The organism is Enterococcus sp. AAFC-DPL-6103, from assembly GCF_058216595.1.
In genome coordinates, this window is record NZ_CM177102.1 from 1,378,236 (window position 1) to 1,391,138 (window position 12,903).

A 12,903-nucleotide genomic window follows, 5' to 3' on the forward strand; every position below is an offset into this window, starting at 1 on the left:
TAACTATTTTGACTTATTTTACTCTTCTCATATTTATTTCTTTCACTTTAGCTAGATCAACTTTTGGTTTTCGGTCTGTTGTCAATAAACCATTCACCTCTTGCTCAACATCAGTCAACTGCGTATAACAGTAACCTGTAATAAATGGTAAGTCCTGAATCGCCTGATGGATCGCATCAAAGCGCGTCAGAAATTGTTCTTCATCTCTTACTTGATGTCCATAACCCCAATCCTCTGCCTTTTCAGTTGTAAAAGCAATACCGCCAAATTCAGAAATAATAATCGGCTGGTCTTGGTAATGATATCCATCAGCGAAGGCATAAAAATCTTGATTAAACTGGTATTCATTGGTTACAAAATCCTTTTTATTTTCATAACGCATTTTGAAACGTTCCCCATATTCTTCATAATCGTGTAATGTCAAAATATCAGAGATCGTATGAACCCAGCCATCATTTGTGATTACTGGTCGTTGCTTATCAAATGATTTCGTCAAATAATAGATGCTTTCAGTAAAGTGCTGCTGTCGTTGATCGTGTTCGATTCCTTTGATTCCCCAAGACTCGTTAAACGGTACCCAAGTAATAATTGATGGATGATTATAATTTTGACGGATGATCGCTTGCCACTCATCGACAAAGCGCTCCATGGCTTGATCATTAAACAGATAAGTGGATGCCATCTCAGACCAAACTAACAAACCTTTTTCATCACATAGATATAAAAATCGTTCATCTTCGATCTTTTGGTGTTTTCTTAACCCGTTGTAACCCATTTCTATAATCCAATCAAGATCTACTTCCAGCGCTTCAAGCGAAGGTGGTGTGATTCCTGATTCTTTCCAATAGCCCTGATCCAAAATCAATCGTTGATAAAGCTGATGATGATTCAACAAAACTTGTCCTTTTTTAATAGAAATATCACGCATCCCAAAGTAGCTAGATACTTCATCCAATAATTCACCTGATTCAGTGAAAAGACGGAAAGTAACATCGTATAAATGTGGTGATTCTGGTGACCAGACTTTCGTCCCCCAGCAACCATCTTCTTTGAGCTTTGTTTGCAATGAAATCGGATTGAGTGAATGAGTCAGTAATCCTCGATATGAACTAACGGATTGTCCAGCAAATGAAACGTCCGCTTCAAATAAGTAACTTTGTTTTGGATAAGTCGCCCCTTCTTTAACAAGTGGCTCAAAAATTATCTGATCATTTATTAAATCAGGCGTCATTTTAACTGACGCCAATCGGATGTCTGACTGCTGTTCCTCTAACCAAACTGATTTCCAAATTCCCGTTGTTTGTACATACCAGCAACCAAAGTTATCTGTTAACCATCGTTGCTTTCCTCGTGGCTGGTCTTCCGCAAGTGAATCTTCCACACGAATCACCAAATGATTTTCACCGGGCAAAGCTTCCGTTAAATCAAATTCAAAACGTTCATACGCTCCTTGATGTGTCCCGATTTGTTTGCCATTCAACCAAATTTGGCTAAAATAATCAACACCCTCAAATAGTAAGGTGTATTTTTTCTGTTCCTCCAAAACGATTTTCTTCTCATACCATACAACGGAATGATGGGAAGGATCATTGATTCCACTCAATTCTGTTTCATAAGTAAAAGGAACTGTAATTGGAACTGTATTGGGGACCCCTTGATACCATTGTTGTTTTATCCCTTGATTCTCGTCATCAAATTGAAATGCCCAAGTGCCATCGAGTAAAGTCCAATTTTTTCGAATGAATTGCGGACGTGGATGCTCTCGTCGAAGATTATTCATATTCTGCCTCTTTTCTCCATTGATTTTTGATAAAAACCCGTTCTGGATGATACTGATTGTTGATTTCCTTGATTTGTTCTAAAGGAACTTTCGCTTGTCGGTCATAGGTAAGCAAGCCGTTTATTTCTTGTTCTACATCTGTTAATTGCGTATAACAATAACCCCACAATGCTTTAGACTCATAAACTGCTCGCATTATCCGACCATAATCAGCAAGAAATTGTGTGTCATCATTTACAGAGGTATAGCCCCACCCTCCTTGACTTTGGACTTGATAGCCGATTCCTCCGAATTCAGTTAACAAAATCGGTTGGTTCTGATACGTAAATCCTTGAGCAAAAATTGCCCATTTTCCTGGTGGATGATTAATTAGTCCCTCAACACTTGCTAAACTTCGTTTGAAGTGATTGTACTTTTCCGTTTCATTTTCCTCACCATGATTATAATTGTGAATCGCACAAATATCCGTTTCGGTCATTTCCCAACCATCGTTAGAAATAACTAATCGAGTTGCATCTAACGCATGTAAAAAGTTGTAGATACTTTTAGAAAAGCTTTGTTGCTGTGTGTTCAGATGAATCTCGGGAACACCCCAGCTTTCATTTAACGGAACCCATGTTACGATTGATGGATGATTATAATCGCGCTCAATAATTTCTATCCACTCTTTTGTCAGCCTAGAAACTGCATCTAAAGTATAAACAGGTGCAGCCGCACATTCTCCCCAAACAATGAACCCTAACTGATCCGCCCAATATAGAAACCGTGGATCTTCCACTTTTTGATGCTTCCGACAACCGTTGAATCCCATTGCCTTCGCCAATTCGATATCCTTGATGAAGGCTTCATCATTGGGAGCTGTTAGTAATCCCATAGGCCAATAGCCTTGATCCAATACTAGCTTTTGATAATAGGGTTGATTATTTAAGAAAATCATTCCATTTTCAACATGAATCTTACGCATACCAAAATAACTTGTTACTCGATCTAATACTTCTTCGCTTTCAACTAATTCAAAACGAATATCAAATAGATTTGGGTTTTCAGGTGACCAAGTCCATCCTTGGTCATGAAAGTTGGTCCGAAAAATATTTTGATTATAAATATCGATCCAACGTTTGGTAAAAGTTGAAAAGAGGGTCAGCTGATCTTCGCAAATCACGACACCTTTAAATGTAATTTGGTAGCGCAAGGTTTGACCTACAGCCGCAGCAGACACGGTTAGTGCAAAACAGACATTTCCTTGGTCAATATCTGGTGTTAATTCAACTTTTTCAAGATGTTTTTCTGATACCTCTTCTAACCAGACTGTTTGCCAGATCCCTGTACTATTTGTATACCAGATTCCCCTAGATTCGGGTTCCCAAAATTGTTTGCCTCTAGGAATCGTTTCATCCTCATGAGGATCCCAAGCGCGAACAACTAAGTTTTGCTCTCCTGTTATTAAAAAGTCAGTAATATCAAATGAAAAGGATGTTTGTCCACCAGTATGATTTCCTACATAACAACCATTGACGTAAACATCTGCTCGATAATCCACTGCGCCAAAATGTAAGAAATATTTTTTTAATTCCTGTTTTTCCCAGGAAAATGTTCGCTGATACCAAACAACATCATGAACCTGACGTTGTTTGATTCCACTCAACTCTGATTGATAAACAAATGGTACTTCAATTTTTTGATTCAGTTTTTCAGGTTTACAATACCACCTTTCTTTTATTCCAACATTTTCATCATCAAAAGCAAATGACCAGACCCCGTTCAAATTGACAAACTGTTCACGGACAAATTGCGGACGAGGATACTCTTCACGCATCATATTTTTAACTCCCAACTAAGATTTTTGAAGGTTCAATTTAATTCCCTTATTTCTAGCAAGTAAAATAATTCCTGCTGTCATTCCTAACGCTAGACTAATGATGTCTAAAATCAAATAAGAAAATAATCCTTGAACTAATAAATACACACCTATTTTTATATTCACCTGATTGTCTTTTACATATCGTTGGCTAACGACCAAATTTGCCAAACCTAAACCTATCAATAACGTACCAAATGTGCAGACAAACAAGAAAACATTTCCAAACAATGCATCAATTGCATGCAATTGTGCTAAATTACTTTCGACCATACCAGAAAAGATTTGCTGCTGATAGAAGCCATAGATTCCAATTGTTAACACGCCGTCAAGGATTTGCCAGATTCCCATGATTCGAATCAATTGTCGTTCTCTTTTTCGTTCCATTTTTTCCTATCCTTTCACACCAGCTGATAAAGACATCGACTGTAAAAAATATTTTTGAGCAAATAGGTACAAAACAAAAGTCGGAATAATTGCCACTAACGCGCCAGCCATCAACAAAGTCGGTTGTGCTTGATACATACCTTGTAAAAGTTGTAATCCTGAAGTAATCGGCATTTTTTCGATATCATTAAATACGATGGATGGCCACAAAAAGTCATTCCAAGAACCCGTGAAGGCAAATAACGCTACTACTAATAACACTGGTTTGATCAAAGGTAAAATAATTCTACGGAAAATCGTCCACTCGCTCGCACCATCAATCTGTGCAGCTTCATCAAAATCTTTTGGAATATTATCCATGAACTGTTTCACTAAAAAAATATTGAATACACCAGCTGCTCCAGGCACAATCATCGCAAGTGGCGTATTGACCCAGCCTAAAATATCAACGATTTTGTATAACGGAATCAAATTCACCACACTTGGAAACATCATCGTTGCTAACAAAAAGGAAAAAAGTCCATTTTTCCCTCTAAAACTTAAACGGCTGTAGGCAAATGCCGAAAATGAGACGACTACTAAAACTAATAGAGTATGTGACACAGAGATGAATAATGAATTAAAGAACCACTTAACCAATGGTGTGCTTGAATTGTTCACTAAAAGTTCTGTGTAGTTCGTCAATACCCATTCAATTGGTAATAACTTAAACCCTGCTGTCATTAGTTCCATTTCTGATTTAAACGATGTTAACACGCCGTACAGTAATGGAATCATCCAGATAACTCCCATCACGAGTAAAAAGCAACATGCGATTACTTTAGACATTGACTTTTTCTTCATCTTGTCTCCCCCTACTCTTTTCGCAACAATTTAAATTGGATAGCAGAAACTACCATGATACAAAGACCTAAGATGACTGCCATAGCAGATGCCATCCCAGCAATTGATTGCCCTGAACCAAAAGCATTTTGTTGGATGTACATCAATAAGACCCGCGTTGAATTATTGGGGCCTCCCCCCGTCAACATTAATGGTTGTCCATAAACATTAAACTGTGCAATCGTTGTCATTACTACGGTATATAAAATCTGTCCTCTAATTGCTGGCAAAGTAATCTTAAAAAATTTTTGTAATGTCGTAGCGCCATCAATATCGGCTGCTTCATAAAAATCCTTTGAAATGCCATTTAATGCTGCTTGATAGATAATCATATTCCCCCCGATCGTCCACCAAACCGTTATAACCACTAACGCGATCCAAGCATAGGGCTGTGTTCCGGTCCAAGGAATGTCCGATTGTAAAATCGTATTGATTGGGCCATAATTGACATTAAAAATTAATGTCCAGATGATCACTACGGCAGAAATAGCAAAAAGTGAAGGTAAATAAAACAGTGATTGAAATATTTTTGCTAATTTGGGTTTCGTATTTAATGCTGCTGCTAAAATCAACGGAACAAGAATACAGCAGGGCACCGAAAATAGCACAAATAGAAATGTATTTTTTAATCCAATCCGTAACTGTTCATAAAAAGTAGACTGTTCATTAAACAAGAGATCTTGGTAATTAGCTAAACCTACAAAAGTTGGTGAGTTGAACAAATCCCAATCTGTCAAAGAAATGTACAAACCAAAAATCACTGGTAACAAGAAAAAAATTGTAAAAATCGTCAAATGTGGGGCCAAAAATACCCAAGGCAACCATCTCTTTTTCTTGGTCACCTTGTCTGTAGCTGACATCGTTTCTGTAGAAGTCATCATACCTGCACAATCCTTTCCTAAATCAAGATACGTTGTGATTAAAAGTTATTTATTGGAACTATCTTTGGCAATTTTATCGACAACTTCCTTTTGCATTCCTTTTGTGAAATCAGCTACTGACTGTTTCCCAAAGACTGTATCAAAACCATGCGCATCAATATATTCTGAAACGTAACCATTGTATTTGTAATCAAAGATCGAAAGTGTTGCTTGTTGTTCAGGTGTTTCAATAAAGAATGATTGTGGCATTTTTTGATATTCTTCATTCTCTAAAATTGCTAATGTCGCTGGGTTTTGGCCGGCTTTCGCCCATTCAAGGGAATTCGTCCGTAACCAATTGATGAATTCCATGATTCCTTTGGTCTTCTCAGCAGAACGATCTTTATTCTTGAACATAACAAATTGATGTGAAGATGCCCAATTCACTATTTTGCTTGCATCATCTGTTAGTTGTGGTGAATTAGTCAATCCCCAGTCAAATTTTGCATCTTTGATATTATTTTGTAGCCAAATGCCTTCTGGGAAAAAGAGGAGTTTCCCAGCTAAGTATAATTGTGTTGGATCTTCCCCATCTTTTGTTGTCACCCCAGCTTGATATAAATCTGCCCATGCATTCATTGCTTCCTTCGCAGCTGGTGTATCTAAGGTAGGAGCAGTTCCATCTTCCGTTAATTCGCCACCTGCTTGTTTGAATGTTGATAAATAATTGGGTTTCATCCAAGTAACAGCTACACCTCGAATATCATCAGCCTTTGCTTTTTCACCTGCCTCTTTGATTTCATCAAAGGTTAGGATATTGTCATCCAGCGCATTAGGCGCATATTTTTCAAGCAACTCTTTATTGTAATAAGTTCCCCAGTTATGAATATCAAGTGGCAAGCTATAACGAGTCCCATCCAGTTCACCTAAGTTCCATGCCTCAGTTACATAATTTTCAGCTTTGATTTCAGGAAAATCAGCCAAAATATCATCATAATTTTCTAGCATGTCATTGTCTTTATATTGTTTGATCCGTTCTGCGTGAACAATGTTTAGATCTGGGATATTTTTTCCTGAGTTAACAACAGTTGGAATTTTGGTATACATATCTGTTTCTTTTAATGAGACATTTTTGATTTTATATTCAGGATCAGTTTTGTTGTACTCATCAATCATTGCCTTAACATTTGAACTATCTGCTCCTGTAAATGGATTCCAAAAAACGATTTCTTTTTCACTGGTTGATCCTGTACTTTCAGTGTTGCCACATGCTGTTAATGCCATCAAACAAGCACCCGTTACCAATGCCATACCTAATAATTTTTTCATTTTCCTGTCCCTCTCTCAATTTTACTAAATAGTTAATTTCCAACGATAATCATTTTTCAAGTAATTAACTTTTTAGTATTTTTTTATTTTGAACAAATAGTACATTGTTAAATTAGCATCGTATGTAAGCGCAGTCAACATTATTTTGTCAACGTTTATCAAAAACAACTATACAGTTAAACGGATGTTAGGATATAATCATATTGAGAGTCAGGCTGTTAACTTTTTAGTTAAATAGGAGATGAAAAATTATGGAACTTTCTTTAGATAAACGTTCTTTACCTGTTTTTGAATGTCTCGCTAGTGCTACTCGCTTAGAAATTTTAACATTTATCGGAAGCGAGAAAAAAAGCGTTGGAGAAATTGCAAAACATTTGGAAATTAGTAATGCAATCACCACTAGACATATTCAAAAAATGGAAGATGCTGGTTTGATCCATTCTGAGCGTGGCGTCGGTGCCAATCGAAACAAAAAAATGGTCTACCTAAAAGTTGACGATATCAATATTCGTTTCCCAGAAAAAATTTACCAGGAATTTCAACGTTATTCTACTAACCTGAAACTGGGACATTTTACTGATTTTTCCGTCAAACCAACTTGTGGATTAGCTACTACTGAAGATGTTGTGGGTAAAGCGGATGATCCAAAATATTTTATGGATGCAAAACGTGTAGATGCCGCATTATTATGGTTCAGCAGCGGATTTGTTGAGTATAAGATCCCAAATTTATTACAAGAAAACGAAACACCTGAAATGCTTGAAATCAGTTTTGAAATTGCTTCAGAATTCCCATTGTCAAATAACGTTTGGCCAAGTGATATCTCCATCTATGTTAATGATGTCAAAGTTGCCATCTACACTGTTCCTGGAAATTTTTCAGATATTCGTGGACGTTATACACCAGAATGGTGGAATGATAGCTTTAGTCAATATGGTCTTTTGAAGCATCTTCGTATCAATAAATTAGATACGGGAATCGATGGCGAGGCTTATTCAGATATCACAATCGGGGATTTGAAACTGCATGAGCTACCTTTTATCAAATTACGTTTTTCCGTTGAAGACGATGCTAAGCATCAAGGAGGATTGACCCTGTTCGGCACTGGTTTTGGCAATCATAAGCAAGATATTTTGATTACTACTTATTATTTGAAAAAATAGATGAAGAAATTAAGTTTGAAGGCCAAGATAAACTCAAAAATGTCCTTTTTCTTCTTTAACAAAAGAAGCTGACCAATATAGAAATGAATATTCAGCAAGTTCAAACTTAAAATAAGATTCACCTACTTTCTCAAATGATTTTCATTCGTCTTTTCTTTTAAAACTAGATCAAAAACACAAAAAAGACTGGAATTTATTTTGTTCCAGTCTCCTTTTGATTTTTATTCGTTGATTATATTCATTGTGAAGAAAAAAACATTTTGACCAACAGAAAATACTCTTTGCTTTTTTTGAATTGATGCTATAATTGTCTATACTATCTCTGCCAAATGTATTGTTATTTTCAGATTTTATAATGCGCTTATAAATGAAGTATTTCTCTTTTAAAATTGTGTAAAGCAGGTGTTGATTTTGAATCTTTTGAATTTATTGGATAAAAATAGTCGTATTCAAATCTCAATGGTCCACTTTTTAATGGACTATAACACAAAAACAAATATCACAGCAATGATAGAAGAACTATCATTAACTCGCTTTCTTTTTGAAACAAATATCAAAGAAGTCAGCAACATCCTTGATCAACTAGATATCGGATTATCCCTTAAATACGACAAAACGCAAGATCATATCACCCTGCAAAAAGACAATCACACTAGCTTAGACAAATTTTATTATTATTATCTGGAAGATTCTGTTGGATACCAAATCTTGATTTACCTTTATCGTCATCCTAATTATTCAATTGTTGAATTAAGTCGCAGTGTTTCTTTAAGCGAAGCAGCTATCTATCGACAGTTAAAAAAGTTAAACAGTGAAATCAAAGAATTTGATATCCAGATACGTAAAGGAACGATCATTGGTGACGAGTTACAAATTTGTTATTTCTTTTTCCAGTTATTTTGGGTGGCTGTGCCACTAGACCAATTAGAAAAGAGAACAAATGACCATAGTAGTCTACGATTTGTTGATTATTTAGAAATGAAGTTAGAACAGAATTTCACAAGTGAAGCGAAGCTAAAACTATATCTTTGGATTCGTATTCTTAAAACGCGAATTGTGAAACAGCCGACTATCGATTCCAATCCAACAATACAGATGCTATTTGATTTTCAAAAAGAGGATTCGATTTACGAAATCATCAGAGATGCCTACTTTCTTTCCCTTAGCCATTCTGCTGTTTTTGGTTCAGCACATAACGCAATTTATCTCTATTTATTTATTTCGTCTATGTCGATTTTGCCCCCTAATTCAAAAACACTGAGTGACGATCACTATTGGCCGACAAACAATCCACAAATCATTTTGTTGAATGAATTGGTCGTGGATAAGGTTCGTACTGCTTATCAAATCGATTCCAAAAATATCGATGAAACGTTCATTATCAATTGGAAATATTATTTAACCCAAGTGCATGGATCACTTTTATATTTTAAAGGAAATATTAGCTTTCTCGATGAAAAAATTCTTTCTGAAAGACTGATAAAAGCAACGGTATTTATCCCTAATTTTGAACTTACACAACAAATTCTTGATGAAGCTGAACAGTTAGTAAATCAACCATTGCTCTATGAAACAAAGGAATTAGTCACACGTATTTATCTCTATTTTATCAATCAAATGAAACGCTTTTCGACAAGTCAAATTACCATTGGCGTTCACTCTAGCGATGATTATCTTCACAGTAATATCATGGTCGAAACTGTTAAAACAGAATTTGACAATCATTTTTTTATTACCTGTGAAATCGCTGAACGCGGGAAAAATTACGATATTTTGATTACTAATTCGACTCTCTCTCTTTGCGACTTCCATTACAAAGACCTTTATATTACAAATGATTTCAAAACGAATATGGACGTTGATGCGTTACGTGTGTTGCTAATGAAACATTCTCCACAAAAAAAATTAACAAAAAAAAGCGATTAAAACAACAAAAAGCGTGAGACAGCTACTGTCTCACGCTTTTTGTTGTTTTTAAGAAATGGTCCGTAATTTCCCTTGAAATTCGCTAATTGATTGATACCCTTTTGTTTCCATAATTTCTGCCAATTCTTTGATGATTCTAGTAAAGATTTCTGGTCCTTCCTTGTGCAACTGCGTTCCAATTTGGAGCATGCTTGCACCACATAATAAGTGCTCAAAGGCATCTTGACCGTTACAAATCCCACCAGTTCCAATAATTTGGATTTCAGGTTTTAATCGTGTATAAAAAGCACGTACATTTGCTAAAGCTGTCGGCTTGATATACTCGCCCCCAATTCCACCAAAACCATCCTTCGGTTTGATTACTACTGTATCACTTTGAGGATCAATATATAATCCGTTTCCTACACTATTGACGGCATTCACATAAGTCAACGGAAATTGATTCAAGATATCTGCCATCGCATCGAAATGAGCAAAATCAAAATATGGTGGTAATTTCACGCCCAAAGGTTTAGTAAAGATGGCAAATGCTTGTTTAAGTGTTTCAAAAGTTGCATCAAAATCATAAGCAAGTTGTGGTTTTCCTGGAACATTAGGACAAGAAAGGTTTAATTCTGTAATTCCACGAAAATCACTTTTTTCGATCATTTCTAACATTTCTAAGTTCTCTGCTACACTCATTCCTGCAATTGAGAAAAATAACGGAGCAGCAGCCGGATTTTCTTTTTCATATTGAAGTGCGTAATCTAAATAATAAGCAAAACCTAAGTTAGGTAACCCCATCGAATTGATACTTCCTAACGCTACATCATAGTAACGTGGTTCGGGATTTCCTGCACGCTCTGGAATCGTACAACTCTTAGTAATCATCGCACCAGCATCTGAGCTTGCTAGTTCATGCATTTCTTGCACCGTTATACAATGAACACCAGACGCATTCATAAACGGATTAGCAAAAGTATGGTTGGCAAAGGTCATTTCTAAATTCAAGATAATCGCTCCTTCAAAGGCATTTTATCTAGTTTAGCATTTTCAACTAGAAAATCAATAAAAAAACTTAGTTTTTTTCAAACTAACTAAGTAATGTTCGCCTTTTAAAAGAATAAAGTTTATTTTGACAAGGATATTGTTAATCCTACTAATGATGAGCACTCGTCTTCACGCAACCAACCTTATTTGTTTCAATACGTATCAATATGTAACAGATGAAGAAAAAGAGTCCCCATAGATAAAAATATTCTATCCACATTTTAGACGTTTTCACTTACCATAAAACCTATCTTTTTACACAAAAGAGACTGGAACACTGTCCAGTCTCTTTTCTACATTCAATCACTCAACTACTTTTCTTAACTAATTTTTTTAAGAATGATTTCTTTTTTTCTTTCAAAAAAATATCTTTTTCTAACATTTTATATAAAATAACGGCGCATGCTTCAGAAATAAAGATCAATACAGCTAAAGGTAAATAAGTATTGCTTCCCATGATTCCTACTAACGGCGTAAAAACCATTCCGATTGCATACATTCCTAATCCAAGTACGGAAGAGGCAATCCCAGCATGCTCGCCTTGTCTTTCCATAGCCATTGTTGTTACCACTGCATTTACTAATCCCAGTGTCGATACAACTAGCAACAAACCAAGCAAAGCAAGCCACAAATGATTGGTATGGATACCACTAATAATAACCAAAATACTTCCTAGAAAACCAAGACCCACGCCCCAACCTAACTGACGGAAGCTACTCATTTTCTTCGACAACACACCAGCAAGTTCTGCTGCAACCACGATCCCGATTCCATTGATTCCATAAATCAAACTAAACATTTTATCTGACAAACCAAAAACATTTTGTAACATAAAGGAAGAACCAGAGATATAACAGAACATCGCCGCATAAACAAACCCTTGGATCAGCACGAACATCATAAATGGTCGATCACTAAATACTGCTTGCCATCCTGCTTTCTGTTCGACTTTTTCAGTTACCACTTGAACTTCATGTGTTTCCTTAAACCCGATTAGAATGCCTAAAAATAATAACAAACCAACTACTGCAAGAAAAATAAAAATACCGCGCCAAGAAAAATAACTCAAGAAAAAACTCCCCAGTAAAGGAGAAACAATCGGAAAGATACCATTGATCGCCATCAACATGGCAATGAAACGAGTCAATTGAGTACCAGAAAATAAGTCTTTCGCAATTGCTCGTGTTAAAACCACCCCAGTGGAGCTAGCAATTCCTTGAATCAATCGTAATCCTAGAAATAACCAAATATTTGTTACAGTTACTGATAATAAACAGGCAATAACAGAAATACCAATACCCCACAACAGTGGCTTCTTCCGCCCAATGCGGTCACTAATTGCACCAATAAATAATGGTCCAAATGCGAGTCCAGCTAAACACATGGTCAAACTTAACTGAACCATTGATGTCGGGATCCCGAAATCTGTTTCTAGCACTGGTAAAGCTGGTAAATAAGTATCAAGTAGCAAGGGACCATATGCGCTTAATGTACCAAGCAAGATAGATAACCACCATATTTTCTTTTTATTTTCAATCATTTCCTTTCACCTCAAAAAGAAAATAGCATGGAAAAATGGAAATATCAATAAAAAACCTAGTAAATTTTCACTTTTTTCAATAAAATGAGAACAATACTCATTTTAGATGTTTTGCCTTAAATAAAAAACGTCGAGATCTGATTGACCTC

At 35.9% G+C, this 12,903-nt stretch carries 10 protein-coding genes; 2 read left to right on the top strand and 8 right to left on the bottom strand.

Features of this window, described 5'->3' with window-relative positions; genetic code table 11:
- Nucleotides 1-13: 13 nt before the first annotated feature.
- From AC4BC3_RS06655 to AC4BC3_RS06680, 6 genes are read right to left on the bottom strand one after another with little or no spacing between them, the layout of a single operon-like run.
- Complete coding sequence (locus AC4BC3_RS06655) at nucleotides 14-1,780, bottom strand: glycoside hydrolase family 2 protein (RefSeq protein WP_206908022.1); 1,767 nt, start codon at nucleotides 1,778-1,780, stop codon at nucleotides 14-16.
- Nucleotides 1,773-3,599 carry a glycoside hydrolase family 2 protein gene (locus tag AC4BC3_RS06660; RefSeq protein WP_490466101.1) on the bottom strand — a complete coding sequence of 609 codons (1,827 nt, stop codon included), beginning with the start codon at nucleotides 3,597-3,599 and terminating at the stop codon, nucleotides 1,773-1,775. The genes AC4BC3_RS06655 and AC4BC3_RS06660 overlap by 8 nt, the downstream gene beginning before the upstream one ends.
- Before the next feature lie 15 nt (nucleotides 3,600-3,614).
- A complete protein-coding gene (locus AC4BC3_RS06665; RefSeq protein WP_490466102.1) occupies nucleotides 3,615-4,025 on the bottom strand; it encodes a hypothetical protein in 411 nt (136 codons plus the stop codon).
- Between the two features lie 6 nt (nucleotides 4,026-4,031).
- Nucleotides 4,032-4,868 carry a carbohydrate ABC transporter permease gene (locus AC4BC3_RS06670; RefSeq protein ID WP_206908027.1) on the bottom strand — a complete coding sequence of 279 codons (837 nt, stop codon included), beginning with the start codon at nucleotides 4,866-4,868 and terminating at the stop codon, nucleotides 4,032-4,034.
- Nucleotides 4,869-4,879: 11 nt separating this feature from the next.
- The gene (locus AC4BC3_RS06675) at nucleotides 4,880-5,785 is read right to left on the bottom strand and encodes a carbohydrate ABC transporter permease (RefSeq protein WP_490467298.1); all 906 of its coding nucleotides are present in this window, start codon (nucleotides 5,783-5,785) and stop codon (nucleotides 4,880-4,882) included.
- A 48-nt stretch (nucleotides 5,786-5,833) separates the two neighbouring features.
- Nucleotides 5,834-7,096, bottom strand: coding sequence for an extracellular solute-binding protein (locus AC4BC3_RS06680; protein WP_490466103.1), 1,263 nt, complete (start codon nucleotides 7,094-7,096; stop codon nucleotides 5,834-5,836).
- 251 nt (nucleotides 7,097-7,347) lie between these two features.
- Here AC4BC3_RS06680 and AC4BC3_RS06685 point away from each other — a divergent pair, with 251 nt between their 5' ends.
- Together AC4BC3_RS06685 and AC4BC3_RS06690 are read left to right on the top strand one after the other, a co-directional pair.
- The gene (locus tag AC4BC3_RS06685; protein ID WP_490466104.1) at nucleotides 7,348-8,259 is read left to right on the top strand and encodes an ArsR/SmtB family transcription factor; all 912 of its coding nucleotides are present in this window, start codon (nucleotides 7,348-7,350) and stop codon (nucleotides 8,257-8,259) included.
- Nucleotides 8,260-8,670: 411 nt separating this feature from the next.
- Nucleotides 8,671-10,185 carry a helix-turn-helix domain-containing protein gene (locus AC4BC3_RS06690; protein WP_490466105.1) on the top strand — a complete coding sequence of 505 codons (1,515 nt, stop codon included), beginning with the start codon at nucleotides 8,671-8,673 and terminating at the stop codon, nucleotides 10,183-10,185.
- Nucleotides 10,186-10,233: 48 nt separating this feature from the next.
- Here the strand turns inward: AC4BC3_RS06690 and AC4BC3_RS06695 are convergent, their stop codons facing one another.
- Nucleotides 10,234-11,175: a dihydroorotate oxidase gene (locus AC4BC3_RS06695; protein WP_206908040.1), complete on the bottom strand. Its 942-nt coding sequence runs from the start codon at nucleotides 11,173-11,175 to the stop codon at nucleotides 10,234-10,236.
- Between the two features lie 346 nt (nucleotides 11,176-11,521).
- Entirely contained in the window at nucleotides 11,522-12,754 is a 1,233-nt protein-coding gene (locus AC4BC3_RS06700) for a multidrug effflux MFS transporter (RefSeq protein ID WP_490466106.1), read from the bottom strand.
- Nucleotides 12,755-12,903 lie beyond the last annotated feature (149 nt).